Here is a 15,611-nt window from a genome sequence, read left to right as displayed (position 1 = left end):
AGAATCACGGCTGGACCAGCCGGATGCCTTCGCCGGCCGCCTTGGGGGGATCGCCGCACTGTGAAGCCGCTTCACCGTCACGTAGTCAACACCTCGCGCAAGGTCCTGTGCACGGCCGCGCTAGCGGCCAGCCTGACCACCGCCGCCGTCGTGACCAGCAGCCCGGTCGCCGGCGCGGGAGAGGCCGAACCGACCCCGGACAGCCCGCAGGCCGTCGACCGCGGTGACGCCCGCCTCGACGTGCCCCCCGCGGTCGCCGATCCGGTCGTCCCGCCCGCCGCGGGCGGCACCGTCGCCACCGAGGGCGCCTCGGGCATACCCGCGACCGCCCTGGACGCCTACAAGCGCGCGGAGGTGTCGGTCGCCGCCGCCCTCCCGAACTGCAAACTGCCCTGGCAGCTGATCGCGGGCATAGGCCGGGTCGAGTCGGTGCACGCCTCCGGCTACGGCCTCAAGTCCGACGGCTACACGGAGAAGCTGATCCGCGGCCCGCGCCTCGACGGCAACGGCTTCGCGAAGATCACCGACACCGACAAGGGCGAGTGGGACGGGGACACCGAGTTCGACCGCGCCTTCGGCCCGCTCCAGTTCATCCCGTCGACCTGGGTGACCTGGAAGGCCGACGGCAACGCCGACGGCAAGCGCGACGCCAACAACATCTACGACGCGGCGCTGGGCACCGGCCTCTACCTCTGCTCGGGCGGCAAGGACCTCACGCTCCCCGCCGACCTGGACAAGGCGATCCTCGCCTACAACAACTCGCGCGAGTACGTGAACACCGTCCTCGGCTACATGCGGCAGTACCAGCAGGGCGCCACCGGCGTGGAGAACCCGCCGACCGGGTCCTACCCGACCCCGCCCGCGCCCACCCTGCCCACCCCGCGGCCCCCGGTCCCGCCGGTCACCCCGCCCGCGCCGGTCACCCCGCCGAAGACCAACCCGACCACGCCGACCAACCCGACCACCCCCACCACGCCGACGAAGCCGACCGAGCCCACCAAGCCCACCCCGGCACCGGCCACCCTGGCCAAGCTGGAGCGGCAGGGCGATGTCGCGCTGGAGGCCGAGGCGGGCGGCCTGTTCGCCGAGCGCCCCCGCTTCAAGGCGCTGCTCAGCGACGGCAAGCCGGCCGTCGGCCAGGCCGTCGTCATCGCCGTCGAGCAGGACACCACCGGCGGCACCGGCTTCGTCTTCGCCAAGGAGACCAGCGTGGTCGTCCGTACCGACGCCGAGGGCATCGCGACCGCCCCCGAGCTGAAGGCGGGCGAGAGCGGCGGCACCTTCACCCTGCGGGCCACGGCCTACGACGCCAAGAACCAGTTCACCCTGGCGGTGAAGGGCAAGGTCGAGGCCAAGCCGGTCGTCCTGAACCGCCTGGACGGCAGCGGCGCCGTCGAGACCGTCGCCGGCACCCCGGTCAAGGGCCTGGAGTTCCGCGCCGTGACCGGCCGCAAGCCGGTCGCCGGGGTGCAGGTCAAGGCCGAGCTCGTCGAGAAGAAGAAGGACAAGCCGGGCGAATGGGCCCTGGTGAACCCGGCGACCTCGAAGGGCCCGTACTTCCCGGGCGAGGGCACCGCGAAGGTGTTCTCCCTGGAACTGAAGAAGACGGGCGACGACGGCCTGATCGCCGTACCGGAGCTGCTCACCAAGGACGTGCCCGCGGGCACCTACCACCTGCGGCTGAGCACGGAGGACGGGACGACCTCGGCGGTCGTCGACCTCAAGGTCACCGCTTCCGGGTCGACGACGGCCCCCGCGCCGGGGACGGGCACCGCCCCGGCGGCGGACGCCACGGAGAAGAAGTCCTGACGCACTGAAGTACCGGGCTCCCCGGAACGCCACGACGGCCGGTCGCACCAGCGAGCGGCCGTCGTGCTGTCGCCGGACGGGTCAGACCGGGGTGTTCGCCAGCTCCGAGAACCCGGCGCCGCAGGCCCCGACGATTGTCGCCGGGGCGAACGGCGTGTTGTCGGTGGTGCAACGGGCCTGGTGGATCACACCGTCGTGCCCTTGCAGGGTGATGTACAGGTAGCCGGGGTTCGCCTCGGTGACGGAGGCGGCGGTGTCCACGACGCACTTCGGGGCGTTCGCGAGGAGCCCGAGGTTGACCCACACGCCCGGGTTCCGGCTGTCGTTGACGAAGGCGTGTCCCTTCCGGTCGGTCGCGACGTGGAACACCACACCGGACGGAAAGTTGACGAAGTCCGGGGCCGCGGTGCTGATGTCGCGCGACACCGGGCCGCACTTCTTCTTGCCGTCGGAGGACTTGGCCGGGCCGTCGGCGGCGACCGCGGACGGGACCATGAGCGCCCCGAGGAGTACGGCCCCCGATACGGCCGAGATGCCACGCGCAGCCCAAGCGAGCTTCCTCATGTGCTTCCTTTCCCTGAAGGAGAGTTTCCGGGAACGGCTTTCCCCGCCCTCTCCGGAACGCGCACACAAAGTAACGGCCCGTCACTCTTTGGCGCCGCCAGGACCCCTCGAACGGAGTCGTCCGGACCCCCCGGAACCCCCGGAACCCCCGGAGCCCCCCGGAACCGCCGGAGGCAAAAGGCAGGAGCCCCGCCCCCTCCGCTCGCACGGAGGAGGCAGGGCTCCTTGGGTACTGCTAATCCAGCCGCGATCCGGCCGGCCAGGCGACTAGGCCGGGGAGACGTTCTCAGCCTGCGGGCCCTTCGGACCCTGCGTGACGTCGAAGTTCACCTGCTGGTTCTCCTCGAGGGAGCGGAAGCCAGAGGCGTTGATCGCGGAGTAGTGGACGAAGACATCCGGGCCGCCGCCGTCCTGGGCGATGAAGCCGAAGCCCTTTTCAGCGTTGAACCACTTCACGGTTCCGGTAGCCATGAGCCCTCCTATGGGCCAAAGGGTCGCCCTGCTCCAGAACCTGCTAAGAAGTCTGAAAACTACAAAAGCCTGCGGGTCACATGCTCCGCAGGCCTCGTACTGCAAGGGAAACCAAACTGCAACTTGCGTCGAGCGTAGCACGCACCCTCGGGGCGAGACCAGAGGGAAAGATCACGTCACCCGGACGTTTGAGACCCGCTGGATCGCTGACGGAGAGGCGGGGGCTAGTCTCGCGATGTGGACGTCTATCGCAGCCGGCCCCGCGTCGGCCACATCCAGTTCCTGAACTGCCTGCCCCTCTACTGGGGGCTGGCCCGAACCGGCACGCTGCTGGACATGGACCTGACCAAGGACACCCCCGAGAAGCTGAGCGAGCGCCTCGTACGGGGTGAGCTGGACATCGCTCCGATCACCCTCGTGGAGTTCCTCCGCAACGCCGACCAGCTCGTCGCCTTCCCCGATCTGGCGGTCGGCTGCGACGGCCCCGTCATGTCCTGCGTGATCGTTTCCCAGGTGCCGCTGGAGCACCTCGACGGCGCCCGCGTCGCCCTCGGCTCGACGTCCCGTACGTCCGTACGCCTGGCCCAGCTCCTGCTCGCGGAGCAGTACGGAGTACGCCCCGACTACTACACCTGCCCCCCTGACCTGGGGTTGATGATGCAGGAGGCCGATGCGGCGGTGCTGATCGGCGACGCCGCGCTGCGTGCCTCGCTGCACGACGCGCCCCGGCTCGGGCTGGCCGTCCACGACCTGGGGCTGATGTGGAAGGAGTGGACCGGACTCCCCTTCGTCTTCGCCGTCTGGGCCGCCCGCAAGGACTACCTGGCCCGCGAGCCCGAGACCGTCCACGAGATCCACCGGGCCTTCCTCGCCTCCCGCGACGTCTCCCTGGAGGAGGTCGCCAAGGTCGCCGACCAGGCCGCCCGCTGGGAGGCCTTCGACGCCGAGCTGCTGGAGCGCTACTTCACGACCCTCGACTTCCGCTTCGGCCCCGAGCAACTGGCCGGCGTTCGGGAATTCGCGCGGCGTACCGGAGCGACGACGGGATACGCGTCGGACGTCACCGTCGACCTCCTGAAGGCGGCCGGCCCCGGCCATTAGTCGGGCTTATGTCCGCACGGGTCCGGTAAAGGGAATCCGGAGAGGCGTTCCGCATCCCGGAAGCCGAATGCGCCCGTTTCCCGGGAATTCGTTCCCCTTTCGCATTCCTGTCCCGGAGGCGTTACCGGATCGGCCGCCTCCGGGGGCGATTGCGCACATTCGCCTTTCGGATCAGCCGTGTTCCAGGAGGGCGCCGAGCGAGAGCCCGAGCAGGAGGGCGGCGGCGCCGGCCAGCAGCAGGACCAGCAGGCACAGCCAGCCGATCAGGACGGCGGCCAGGGCCGCGCCCCGGCCCTCCCCGCCGAGCCGCCGCGCCCTGAACCGGCCGGCGTGCCCGAACGGGATCGCCAGCAGGGCGCACAGCAGGGCCAGGAGGGCGAAGAGCACCGGGTTGAGCCAGGCGATCGGCCCGGCGAAGTTCCCGAGGAAGCCCAGGGAGCCGAGGGCGAGGAACAGCCCGATCCTGGCCGCCCGGTTCCGCCCCGTCAGGCCCCTCAGGCCCGTGTCCGCATCCGCGTCCGTACCCGTGTCCACGTCCGCTCCGCCCATGTTCTCCCCCTCGCGTGCCGCCCGGCGCCCACCGTAGGCGATCTCTCACGGGCATCCCGGCGCACCCCCTAAGGTGCTGCTGTCCAGGTGACACACACGATCGGGGGGACGGGATGCCGATGCAGCCGCTGGAAGCCGGCGAACCGCGGACCATCGGCGCGTACCGGCTGCTCGGCCGGCTCGGGGCCGGTGGCATGGGCCGGGTCTACCTCGGGCGCAGCGCGGGCGGCCGGACCGTGGCCGTCAAGATCGTGCACCCGCACTTCGCCGCCGACCAGGAGTTCCGCGCCCGCTTCCGCCGCGAGGTGGAGGCCGCGCGGCGGGTGGGCGGGGAGTGGACCGCGCCCGTCCTGGACGCCGACCCGGACGCGGCCGTGCCGTGGGTGGCGACCGGCTACGTGGCCGGCCCCTCCCTGGACCGGGCGGTCGCCGCGCACGGGCCGCTGCCCGAGGCGTCGGTACGGGCCCTCGGCGCGGGGCTGGCCCGCGCGCTGGTCGCGGTGCACGCGCTGGGCCTCGTCCACCGGGACGTGAAGCCGTCGAACGTGATGCTCACCCTCGACGGGCCGCGTCTGATCGACTTCGGGATCGCCCGCGCCACCGACGGCACCGCCTCCCTCACCTCCACCGGGGTCTCCGTCGGCTCGCCCGGCTACATGTCGCCGGAGCAGATTCTCGGCAAGGGCGTCACGGGAGCCTCGGACGTGTTCTCGCTGGGCGCGGTCCTGGCCTTCGCGGCGACCGGGCGGCCCCCCTTCACCGGGGACAACTCGGCGACCCTCCTCTACAAGGTGGTGCACGAGCCGCCGGAGCTGGACGGGCTGCCCTCCGGGGGGCTGCGCGAGCTGGTCGCGTCCTGCCTGGCCAAGGCGGCCTCCGACCGGCCGGCGCCCGAGGACCTCGCGGCGGCCCTCGGTGCGGCGCCGGGCAGCGCGGGCTGGCTGCCGGGGCCGCTGGTGGAGGAGGCGAGCCGGGCGGCGGTGGCCCTGCTGGACCTGGACGCCGACACCCCCGCGGGCGGTGCGTTCCCCGCGGAAGCCCCGTCCGGGCCGGTGCCGTTCACGGGCTCCTCCGTCGGAGGGTCCGTGGGCGTGGGCTTCGGGACGCCCGACCCCTCCTACGGGAGCGGCGTCCCGGGCGGCAACCCCTACTCCGCGGCGGGCCCGTACGGCGGCGGCGGGGTCTACGGGGCCCCGACCGAGACGGCGGGCGGCGCGTCCGGCGCGTCCGGCGCGTCCGCTCAGGGTGTGCCCGTCGTGCCGGGGCAGCGGACCGGCCCCGACGGCCGGCGGGCGAGCCTCAGCGTGGCCGGGCGCCGCTTCAGCTGCACCCTCGTGCTCGGCGCGGCCGCGGTGCTCGCCGCGGTGCCCGGCGGGCTCTACGCCCTGGGCATGCTCCCGGGCCAGGGCACCAAGCGGGACTCGGCGGCCGACAACGGCCACTCGGCCGCCCCGCTCCCGGCGGCCTCGGCCCCCGCCTCCCCGGGCCCCTCCGCCTCCTCCCCGGCGCCGAGCGACTCCGCGGCCCCGCCCAAGGGGACCCGTAACGACGTCCCCAAGGAACTCACCGGCACCTGGAAGGGCTCGGTCGTCACCGCCCGCCTCGGCGTCCCGAGCAACTTCGAGATCACCATCCGGGCCGGCAAGGTCGGCGAGGTCGTCGGCCGGGACAAGTCGGTCATCGACCTCCTCGGCACCGACTGCAGCGGGGACTGGAAGCTGGCCTCCGCCACCGACCGCTCCCTCGTCCTGGACACGGCGGGCGGCCCCAACCCCAACCCCGGCGTCTGCGCGAGCGGCTCCTCCGACGAGCGCTTCACCCTCAACCCGAACGGAACCCTCCACTACAAGTCGGGCGACCGGGCCGCCGGGAACCCCGAGGGCGACCTCACCCGTAGCCCCTGACAGCCGCGGAGCGCCCCTGGCGTAGGCTGGATCGGTCCGAACCCTTGACACACCGCCGAAAGGTGACGCACCGGTGACCGACCAGGCCGCTCTCCAGTCTGTCCTCGACCGTGCCGCCGCAGGGGGCCGGATCACCAAGGACGAGGCCCTCGACCTCTACCGGCACGCCCCGCTGCACGCGCTCGGCCAGGCCGCCGACGCCGCGCGCCGGCTGCGCTACGCCGGTACGGAGCACATCGCGACGTACATCATCGAGCGCAACATCAACTACACCAACGTGTGCGTCACGGCGTGCAAGTTCTGCGCCTTCTACGCGGCCCCCAAGGACACCAAGAAGGGCTGGTCCCGCGACCTCGACGACATCCTGCGCCGCTGCGCGGAGACCGTGGAGCTGGGCGGCACGCAGGTCATGTTCCAGGGCGGGCACCACCCGGACTACGGCGTGGAGTACTACGAGGAGCACTTCTCCGCGATCAAGAAGGCCTTCCCGCAGCTCGTCATCCACTCCCTCGGCGCCTCCGAGGTCGACCACATGGCGCGCATCTCGGGGGTCTCCGCCGAGGAGGCCATCCGCCGCATCCACGCCGCCGGCCTCGACTCCTTCGCGGGCGCCGGCGCCGAACTGCTCCCGGCGCGGCCGCGCAAGGCGATCGCCCCGCTCAAGGAGTCCGGCGAGCGCTGGCTGGAGATCATGGAGATCGCCCACAAGCTGGGCGTGGAATCCACCTCCACCATGCTGATGGGCACCGGCGAGACCAACGCCGAGCGCATCGAGCACATCGCGATGATCCGCGACACCCAGGACCGTACGGGCGGCTTCCGCGCCTTCATCCCGTACACCTACCAGCCCGAGAACAACCACCTCAAGGGCCGCACCCAGGCGACGGTCTTCGAGTACCTGCGCATGATCGCCATCGCGCGCCTGTTCCTCGACAACATCGCGCACATCCAGGGCTCCTGGCTGACCGTCGGCAAGGAGGCCGGACAGCTCTCCCTGCACTACGGCGCCGACGACCTCGGCTCGATCATGCTGGAGGAGAACGTCGTCTCCTCGGCCGGTGCCAAGCACCGCTCCAACCGCCAGGAGATCATCGACCTGATCCGCAAGGCGGGCCGCGTCCCCGCGCAGCGCGCGACGACGTACGAACACCTCCTCGTGCACGAGGACCCGGCGAACGACCCGGTCGACGACCGCGTCGTCTCGCACATCTCCTCCACCGCCATCGAGGGCGGCACCGCGCACCCCGAGCTGAAGCTCATCTCGACGAACTGACGCACCCGACACGATGCTGACGCTGCACACGGCCGAACTCCTCGTCACCGGACCGGGATCCGCCCCCCTGCCCGGTGGCGCGGTCCTGGTCGAGGGCGACCGGATCGCGGCGGCCGGCCCCTTCGCGGAACTCACCGAGCTGCATCCGCACGCCCGGGTCCGCCGCTGGCCCGGGGTGCTGACCCCGGGGCTGCTGGCGCGCGGCGCGGACGAGCTGCTGGAGCGCACGTACTACCCGGACGACCCGTACGAGATCACCGAGCTCGGCGCCGACCCGATCACCGGCGCCGCCGCTCTGGACGCCCTGAAGATGACCGAGTCCCGCTGGGGCAACAGCGCCCGGCGGGGCACGCAGAAACTCCTCGCGCGCGGGGTCGTGGCGGTCGCCGGACGCTTCACGGTCCCCTCGGTGCGCACCGCGGTGGTCCGCTCGGGCCTCGCCGTCGTCCCGCCCGCCCCCTACGAAGGGCCGCCCGCCCTGGACCCGCTCACCGGGCGGGAGTCCGCCGGACAGGCCTTCCACGGGGTCCTGGAGGCGGGCGTCCCGGCCCGCTTCGCGGTCTTCGCGGTCGCGGACGAGGCCGAGCTGCTGGCCCGGGGCGCCACGACCTGCGTGGCCACCGTCATCTCCGGCCGGCTCCTGCACCGGCGCCGCTAGGCCGTCCGTCAGGGCACTCGGGGCCCGGACAGGTACGTCCCGTCCGCGGAGTACGGCCAGGCGTTCGGGGTGCAGCCCAGGAGGCCCTTGATCTGCTGCATCATCGCGGGCGCCGGCCTGCCGGGGCCCGGGCAGGTCTCGTGCTCGTGGCCGAGCTCGTGCCCCACCTCGTGGTTGACGATGAGCGCCCGGTACTCCTGCACCGGCCCGCGGAACTGCGGAGAACCCTCCTGCCAGCGCTTCAGGTTCACCACCACCGTGTGGCCCGAACGGCAGTTGGTCTCGCCGACCAGCTCGGGGGTGACGACCTCGCACAGCCGGTCGGTGGTCGCCGGGGTGGCGATCTTCACGGTGAAGTCCACCGGCTCACCCGGCCCGGCCAGCCGGAAGCCGTACGCCGGGTCCCGGATCCAGCCGCGCCGGTCCCCGAGTATCGCCTCGACGGCACGCGCCGCGGCGTCCGCGTCGACCCCGCTGCCCCGCTCCGTCTCCACCCGCCAGCGCCGCGCGGGCCCCTTGCCCTGCGCGTGCCCGGTCACGGTGGAGGCCACGAAGCCCTTGTCCGGGGCCGTCGGGGCCGCGGGTAACGCGGACTCCGCCGCGGTGGGGCGGGCCGCCGGGCGGGCGTCCGAGGGCGCGGGCTGCCCGTCGTCCGTGCCCCGCTGGTAGGCCGCCACCCCCAGCACGACCAACGCGGTCGAGCACAGGACCGTACGGCGCAGCCTGCGGCGCCGATCGGCCCGGCGGGCGCTCAGGTACTGGCCAGCCGACATCGTGGACCCCCCCTAGGTCGTACGGCATCCAGTGTGCCCGGCGGCCCGTACGGACGGCGGGTACGACGCGGCGGGGCGGGGGGACGGACCGGGGCCCGGCGGGGCCTGAGAGGATGGCCCGGTATCTGCCGAACCGCACACCGAGGGGCCAACGCCAGTGACAAGGGCTTCCCTGGACAAGCAGCCGCACGAAGTCGCCTCCATGTTCGACGGTGTGGCGGCGAACTACGACCTCACCAACGACGTCCTCTCCCTCGGCCAGGCCCGCCTGTGGCGCAAGGAGGTCGCCAAGGCGGTCGCCGCCCGTCCCGGCCAGACGGTCCTCGACCTGGCCGCCGGCACCGCGACCTCCTCGCTGCCCTTCGCCGCGACCGGGGCGTACGTCGTCCCCTGCGACTTCTCCCTCGGCATGCTCCGCGAGGGCAAGAAGCGCAACCCGTGGCTGCCGCTCACGGCGGGCGACGCCACGAAGCTCCCCTTCAAGGACGACGTCTTCGACACGGTGACGATCTCCTTCGGCCTGCGCAACGTCCAGGACACCGACGCGGCGCTGCGCGAGCTCCACCGGGTGACGAAGCCCGGCGGCCAGGTCGTCATCTGCGAGTTCTCGCAGCCCACCTGGGCGCCCTTCCGCACCGTGTACACCGAGTACCTGATGCGCGCCCTGCCGCCGGTCGCCCGCGCCGTGTCCTCCAACCCGGACGCGTACGTGTACCTCGCCGAGTCCATCCGCGAGTGGCCCGACCAGCCCGCGCTGGCCGGCCTGCTGCAGAAGGCCGGCTGGGGCAAGGTCGCCTGGCGAAACCTGAGCGGCGGCATCGTCGCCCTGCACCGCGGGGTCAAGGCGTAAGCAGCGGTGGACTACCGGAGACTCCTGGAACAGATCGCCGCCGACGTCGCCCCGCTCGTCGGCACCGGCACCCCCGCCGAGTACATCCCGGCGCTGGCGTCCGTCGACCCCCGGCAGTTCGGGATGGCCGTCGCCGACCTCGACGGCAACGTCCACGGGGTGGGGGACTGGCAGGTCCCCTTCTCCGTCCAGTCCGTCACCAAGGTCTTCGCCCTCGCGCTGGCCCTCGCGGAGGGCGGCGACAGCCTGTGGGAGCGGGTGGGGCGGGAGCCGTCCGGCAATCCGTTCAACTCGCTCGTACAGCTGGAGTACGAGAACGGCATCCCGCGCAACCCGTTCATCAACGCGGGCGCGCTCGTCGTCACCGACCGGCTCCAGACCCTGACCGGCGACGCGAGCAGCGAACTCCTGGAGTTCCTCCGGCAGGAGAGCGGCAACCCGGCGCTGGCCTTCGACGCGGAAGTCGCCGCGTCCGAGCAGGAACACGGCGACCGCAACGCCGCCGTCGCCCACTTCATGGCCTCCTACGGCAACATCGACAACCCCGTACCGGCCCTGCTCGACCACTACTTCTGGCAGTGCTCCATCGAGATGAACTGCGCGGACCTCGCCCGCGCGGGCCTGTTCCTGGCCCGGCACGGGCTCCGCGCGGACGGCTCCCGGCTCCTGACGCGCAGCGAGGCGAAGCAGATCAACGCGGTCATGCTGACCTGTGGGACGTACGACGCGGCGGGGGAGTTCGCGTACCGCGTCGGCCTGCCGGGCAAGAGCGGCGTCGGCGGAGGCATCGTCGCGGTCGTCCCGGGCCGGTGCGTCCTCGCGGTCTGGAGCCCCGGCCTCGACGCCCGCGGCAACTCGGTAGCGGGCGTAGCGGCCCTGGACCGCTTCACGACCCTGACAGGGCTATCCATTTTCTGACGCGCCGCTCGCACGGCTCGGCCCTGGCGGGCCTCCCCGGCTTCGCGCCGCTGCGCCGGACTCCGTCCGGCGGTGGCCGGGCGGGGCCGGTTCGGGTGGCCGGGCCCGTCTGTCGTCTGCGGACCGTTGCCGCTACGCGGGCGGGGTCCCCTACCCGCCCTTCCACCGTTCCCGCCTCAAACGCCGGCGAGGCTGACAGATCCAGCCTCGCCGGCGTGTGGGGCGGGGAGGGGCTCCGCGCAGCGGGGGTGGTGGGGTCAGGCTTCGGTGAAGGTGAGTTCGTAGCGGCGGCCCAGGCGGTGGCCCCCCGGCAGGGGGAAGGTGGCGGCCAAGGTCATGCCCAGCCGCTCCGCGACCGCCGCCGAGCGGACGTTCGCATCGTCGATCATCGCCACCACCCTCGGCACCCCAAGCTCCCGCACCCGCTCCACCGTCGCCAGCGCAGCCGCATACGCGTAGCCCCGCCCCCACGCCCCGCGTCCGAGCCGCCAGCCGATCTCGATCTCCCCGACCGGCCCCCACTCCTTGTCCGCCGGCCACGGCTGCGCCCCGGTGAAGCCGATGACCTCGCCGTCCGCGTCGAGCAGCGTCCACAGGCAGTAGCCGAGTTGGGCGTCGTGCATCCGCTGCCGGGCGGTGAACTCCATGTACGCGGACAGTTCGGCGGGCCCGCCGAGGAACTCCATGACGTCGGGGTCGTCGAAGACGCCGTGCCAGGCGTGCGCGTCCTCGTGCGTGGGCACGCGGAGCCGTACGTCGGGGAGCGGCCGGGTCGGCGAGGTGGTCATAGGGGGCAGCCCTTCGGATCGTGATCTCTCTCGCTGCTTAGACTGCACTTTGTCCGGTGCCGTTGGCACCCCTTATCGAGCCTTCGAGCCTTCGGGAGATCCCGCTGTGACCGAGCCCCTCACCGAGCACTCCGCGGATGTGATCGTCGTCGGGGCCGGCCCCGCCGGCTCCACGACCGCCTACTACCTCGCCAAGGCCGGACTGGACGTCCTGCTCCTGGAGAAGACGGCGTTCCCGCGCGAGAAGGTCTGCGGTGACGGTCTGACCCCGCGCGCGACGAAGCAGCTGGTCGCGATGGGGATCGACATCTCCGAGGAGGCGGGCTGGCTCCGCAACAAGGGCCTGCGCATCATCGGCGGCGGCCAGCGGCTCCAGTTGGACTGGCCGGAACTCGCCTCTTACCCGGACTACGGACTCGTCCGCAAGCGCGACGACTTCGACGAGACCCTGGCCCGTCAGGCGCAGAAGGCCGGCGCCCGCCTGTACGAGCGCTGCAACGTCGGCGAGCCGGTCCGCGATCCCCGCACCGGGCACATCACGGGCGTGCAGGCGAAGCTCGGCGAGGAGAAGACCCCGGTCACCTTCCACGCCCCGCTGGTCGTCGCGGCCGACGGCAACTCCTCGCGGCTGTCCCTCGCGATGGGCCTGCACCGGCGCGAGGACCGGCCGATGGGTGTCGCGGTGCGTACGTACTTCACCTCGCCCCGGCACGACGACGACTACCTGGAGTCGTGGCTGGAGCTGTGGGACCGGCGCGGTACCCAGGACCGGCTGCTGCCCGGCTACGGCTGGATCTTCGGCATGGGCGACGGTACGTCGAACGTCGGCCTCGGCATCCTCAACTCCTCCTCCGCGTTCAAGGAGCTGGACTGGCGCGAGGTCCTCAAGGCCTGGTGCGCGTCGATGCCGGAGGACTGGGGCTACACCCCCGAGAACATGACGCAGCCGATCCGCGGCGCGGCCCTGCCGATGGCCTTCAACCGGCAGCCGCACTACACCAAGGGCCTGCTGCTGGTCGGTGACGCGGGCGGTCTCGTCAACCCGTTCAACGGTGAGGGCATCGCCTACGCGATGGAGTCGGGGCAGATCGCCGCGGAGGTCGTCGTGCAGGCGCACGCCCGCGCGACCCCGGCGCAGCGCGAGCTGGCGCTGCACAGCTACCCGAAGGTGCTCAAGGAGACGTACGGCGGCTACTACACGCTGGGCCGTGCCTTCGTGAAGCTGATCGGCAACCCGAAGGTCATGAAGATCGCGGCGCAGCGGGGCCTGACGCACCCGGTGCTGATGCGGTTCACGCTGAAGATGCTGGCGAACCTGACGGACCCGACGGGCGGCGACGCGATGGACCGCATCATCAACGGCCTCTCGAAGGTGGCCCCGAAGGCCTGAGAGGCCCCCTGAGGCCTTCCGAGGCGCTCCTGGCCCCCGGCCGGGGGCGCCTCGTCAGTTCTCGGCCCCGGCGGGCTCCTCGGCCCCGTCCGGGCCGTGGACGGTGCGGACGCACCGGGCCAGCAGGACCAGTCCGGACAGCAGCAGCGCGCCGGAGACGGTCCATTCCAGGGCGAGGGTGATCGGATGGCCCGGCTTCTGCCAGGGGCGGGTGGTGCTCAGCAGCCAGCCGCCGACGGCGAGGAAGGCGAGTGAGGCGGCGGCGGGGACGGCGGTGGCGTCACTGTCGCCGTGCGCCTCGTAGGGCTTCGCGCTCACAGGACCACCACCTCCACGCTCGGACCGCTCGGCGGGAACGGACACGCCGCCGCCATCTTCGCAGGACCCTGCCCCTTCGGGCACGCCCGTCCGGTTCCTGGACCGCGGTACGCCGAAGGGCCGTCGCTCCGCCCCCGAGCGGGGGAGCGACGGCCCTTGCGGTGTGATCGGGTCGATCAGAGGACGCGGACGGCGCCGGTCGGCATGTCGTAGCTCAGGTTGCGCTCGACGATGCCCGTGCTGGGGTTCTGCGCGCCGACGAACTTGCCGCCGCCGACGTAGATGGCGACGTGGTACGCGCTGCCCTTGGAGCCCCAGTACAGGATGTCGCCCGGCTGCAGGGCGCTCAGCGAGACGGAGCGGCCGGCGGTGGACTGGTCCTGGGAGGTGCGGTCCAGGGTGATGCCGGCCTGGCGGTAGGCGGCCTGGACGAGGCCCGAGCAGTCGTACGCGGAGGAGCCGGTGGCACCCATCACGTACGCCTTGCCGAGCTGGGCGCGGGCGAAGTTGACGATGGCGGCGGCGGAGCCCTTGACGGGGGCCGTCACGGTGCCGGAGCCCTGGCTCGCGGTGCCCGAGCCGGAGCCCTTGACGGCGGCGGAGCCGGAACCGCTGTCGGACGCGGTGGCGTTCGTCAGGGTGTCACGGCCGGAGTCGCGGGTGGCGCGCTCGGCGGCGGCCTTGCGGTCGGCCTCCTGCTTGGCCTTCTGCTCGGCGGCCTTGGTGGCGTCTTCCTTGGCCTGCTTCGCCTCGGCGGCGGCTCCCGTACGGGCGCTCTCCTCCTGGGCGTTCAGCTCGCCTTCCACGGCGGCTTCCACGGCGGCGACGCGGGTGTTCTCGGCGGCCGTGGTGACGGCGGTGGAGACCTCGGTGCCGAGGTCCAGGTCGAGGACCGGCATCTCGAGCGTCGTCTCGGCCACCGGCTCGGCGGGGGACGCGCTCGCGGTGCCGGCCATGGCCAGCGTGCTGAGGACGCCACCGGCAACTCCGGCGCGGACCGCGAGCTTCGAGGCGCTGCGGCGGGGCTTCCGGTGGCTGGGTATGTGAGCGGTGTGGGACATGAGAACAACCGCTATCAGGGGGGCCGGGTTCCCTTCAAGAAACGTGGTCTGCGCCACAGTTGCGCGCGAAGGGGTTTAACCGGGCGCGTCGCGCCGCTTATTGACGCCGTAACGGACGTAACGGACACGCCTTCACAAGCCTGTGATCATGGGCTTTCAGCAATAAGTCCGAATTGATCCAACGCCTACCATCGACCCGCACAGATGGCCAAGCCCCCTTTCGGTGGCTCCCGTTCCGCGTGTCGCAGGTCACAGTGACCCGCCCCCGGGAGGGCTCCGTGGCCGGTCCGTGATCCGACCGTGAGCGTGTCGTGTGTTTGGCGGCCGCCCGCCGGGGTGACGGCTCGTGAACGGATGCACAGGATGCACCCCTCCTCCGCCCCGCGAGCGAATTCCGGCCACCGCGTCCACTCCTGTACGCACCCCTTCCCCCGGCCGGGGGACGCGGATCCCTTTATCATTCTGGCCGCCATGTCGCCAATTTGCCTGCACCAGCCACGATTTGATAGTGCAACACCCCTTCCACCTGCGGCGACGGGGCCGGATGTCACCTTTGGTGATCATGTGGATGCCTTGCGTACGAAGATCACCACTCATCCGACTTCATGATCGTTCGTCAGGTGGTGGAGATCACAAACTCGGTGTTGTTACCCGTGTCGCAGATCACAGACCGGCAGGCATAAGATGCGCACCAGCCCGGCTTGTGAACTGCCTCACATGCACCCGGCCCCGCCATCGGGGGCCGGCCCTCGCGAGGCGGAGCACTCGGCGCCGGCGCAGCGGTCCAACGGTCAAGGACGACTGGAAGGAGCGAGGAGCGTGAATGCGTACGCACCCATCCTCGTGCTCGGCGCCATCGGCGCAGGGTTTGCGATCTTCTCCGTGGTCATGGCCACGCTGATCGGCCCAAAACGGTACAACCGGGCGAAGCTTGAAGCCTACGAGTGCGGCATCGAGCCCACCCCGATGCCCGCCGGCGGCGGTCGCTTCCCCATCAAGTACTACCTGACGGCGATGCTCTTCATCGTCTTCGACATCGAGATCGTCTTCCTCTACCCCTGGGCCGTCACCTTCGACTCCCTGGGGATCTTCGGGCTCGTCGAGATGCTGCTCTTCGTGCTCACCGTCTTCGTCGCCTACGCCTACGTGTGGCGCCGCGGCGGCCTGGAATGGGACTGAGGGGC

General features: G+C 71.8%; 16 protein-coding genes. 9 read left to right on the top strand and 7 right to left on the bottom strand.

The features are described from left to right. Positions 1-60 precede the first annotated feature (60 nt). Positions 61-1,809: a hypothetical protein gene (locus OOK31_RS32210; RefSeq protein WP_267090931.1), complete on the top strand. Its 1,749-nt coding sequence runs from the start codon at positions 61-63 to the stop codon at positions 1,807-1,809. Positions 1,810-1,890: 81 nt separating this feature from the next. Here OOK31_RS32210 and OOK31_RS32205 read toward each other — a convergent pair whose 3' ends face one another. Beyond that, the gene (locus OOK31_RS32205; protein ID WP_267090930.1) at positions 1,891-2,373 is read right to left on the bottom strand and encodes a hypothetical protein; all 483 of its coding nucleotides are present in this window, start codon (positions 2,371-2,373) and stop codon (positions 1,891-1,893) included. A gap of 267 nt (positions 2,374-2,640) precedes the next feature. Continuing rightward, entirely contained in the window at positions 2,641-2,844 is a 204-nt protein-coding gene (locus OOK31_RS32200; protein ID WP_267090929.1) for a cold-shock protein, read from the bottom strand. Between the two features lie 237 nt (positions 2,845-3,081). On the opposite strand from OOK31_RS32200, the gene OOK31_RS32195 reads away from it, so the two are divergent. After that, positions 3,082-3,945: a menaquinone biosynthetic enzyme MqnA/MqnD family protein gene (locus OOK31_RS32195; protein ID WP_267090928.1), complete on the top strand. Its 864-nt coding sequence runs from the start codon at positions 3,082-3,084 to the stop codon at positions 3,943-3,945. Between the two features lie 171 nt (positions 3,946-4,116). On the opposite strand, the gene OOK31_RS32190 is transcribed toward OOK31_RS32195, so the two are convergent. Beyond that, entirely contained in the window at positions 4,117-4,494 is a 378-nt protein-coding gene (locus tag OOK31_RS32190) for a hypothetical protein (protein WP_267090927.1), read from the bottom strand. 119 nt (positions 4,495-4,613) lie between these two features. Here OOK31_RS32190 and OOK31_RS32185 point away from each other — a divergent pair, with 119 nt between their 5' ends. From OOK31_RS32185 to OOK31_RS32175, 3 genes are all read left to right on the top strand, one after another. Beyond that, positions 4,614-6,398, top strand: a complete 1,785-nt coding sequence (locus tag OOK31_RS32185) for a serine/threonine-protein kinase (protein ID WP_267091223.1) — start codon at positions 4,614-4,616, stop codon at positions 6,396-6,398. Positions 6,399-6,471: 73 nt separating this feature from the next. After that, complete coding sequence (mqnC, locus tag OOK31_RS32180) at positions 6,472-7,671, top strand: cyclic dehypoxanthinyl futalosine synthase (RefSeq protein ID WP_267090926.1); 1,200 nt, start codon at positions 6,472-6,474, stop codon at positions 7,669-7,671. A 13-nt stretch (positions 7,672-7,684) separates the two neighbouring features. After that, positions 7,685-8,329, top strand: a complete 645-nt coding sequence (locus OOK31_RS32175; protein ID WP_267090925.1) for a hypothetical protein — start codon at positions 7,685-7,687, stop codon at positions 8,327-8,329. An 8-nt stretch (positions 8,330-8,337) separates the two neighbouring features. On the opposite strand, the gene OOK31_RS32170 is transcribed toward OOK31_RS32175, so the two are convergent. Then, positions 8,338-9,102: a DUF3152 domain-containing protein gene (locus tag OOK31_RS32170; RefSeq protein WP_267090924.1), complete on the bottom strand. Its 765-nt coding sequence runs from the start codon at positions 9,100-9,102 to the stop codon at positions 8,338-8,340. A gap of 157 nt (positions 9,103-9,259) precedes the next feature. Here OOK31_RS32170 and OOK31_RS32165 point away from each other — a divergent pair, with 157 nt between their 5' ends. Both OOK31_RS32165 and OOK31_RS32160 read left to right on the top strand, forming a co-directional pair. Continuing rightward, positions 9,260-9,952, top strand: coding sequence for a demethylmenaquinone methyltransferase (locus tag OOK31_RS32165; RefSeq protein ID WP_267090923.1), 693 nt, complete (start codon positions 9,260-9,262; stop codon positions 9,950-9,952). Positions 9,953-9,958: 6 nt separating this feature from the next. Then, the gene (locus OOK31_RS32160; RefSeq protein ID WP_267090922.1) at positions 9,959-10,870 is read left to right on the top strand and encodes a glutaminase; all 912 of its coding nucleotides are present in this window, start codon (positions 9,959-9,961) and stop codon (positions 10,868-10,870) included. Positions 10,871-11,127: 257 nt separating this feature from the next. Here OOK31_RS32160 and OOK31_RS32155 read toward each other — a convergent pair whose 3' ends face one another. Beyond that, positions 11,128-11,658, bottom strand: a complete 531-nt coding sequence (locus OOK31_RS32155; protein WP_267090921.1) for a GNAT family N-acetyltransferase — start codon at positions 11,656-11,658, stop codon at positions 11,128-11,130. 106 nt (positions 11,659-11,764) lie between these two features. Between OOK31_RS32155 and OOK31_RS32150 the strand changes: the two genes are divergently transcribed. Next, on the top strand, positions 11,765-13,048 hold the full coding sequence (locus tag OOK31_RS32150; RefSeq protein ID WP_267090920.1) for a geranylgeranyl reductase family protein: 1,284 nt from the start codon (positions 11,765-11,767) through the stop codon (positions 13,046-13,048). A 54-nt stretch (positions 13,049-13,102) separates the two neighbouring features. Here OOK31_RS32150 and OOK31_RS32145 read toward each other — a convergent pair whose 3' ends face one another. After that, on the bottom strand, positions 13,103-13,366 hold the full coding sequence (locus OOK31_RS32145; protein ID WP_267090919.1) for a hypothetical protein: 264 nt from the start codon (positions 13,364-13,366) through the stop codon (positions 13,103-13,105). Positions 13,367-13,542: 176 nt separating this feature from the next. Further along, positions 13,543-14,427: a C40 family peptidase gene (locus OOK31_RS32140; protein ID WP_267090918.1), complete on the bottom strand. Its 885-nt coding sequence runs from the start codon at positions 14,425-14,427 to the stop codon at positions 13,543-13,545. Positions 14,428-15,246: 819 nt separating this feature from the next. Here OOK31_RS32140 and OOK31_RS32135 point away from each other — a divergent pair. Next, on the top strand, positions 15,247-15,606 hold the full coding sequence (locus OOK31_RS32135) for an NADH-quinone oxidoreductase subunit A (protein WP_045946775.1): 360 nt from the start codon (positions 15,247-15,249) through the stop codon (positions 15,604-15,606). Positions 15,607-15,611: the final 5 nt, after the last annotated feature.

The sequence above is a fragment of the Streptomyces sp. NBC_00249 genome (assembly GCF_026342355.1).
Classification (GTDB): Bacteria; Actinomycetota; Actinomycetes; order Streptomycetales; family Streptomycetaceae; genus Streptomyces.
This window is presented reverse-complemented; position numbering and strand designations above follow the sequence as displayed.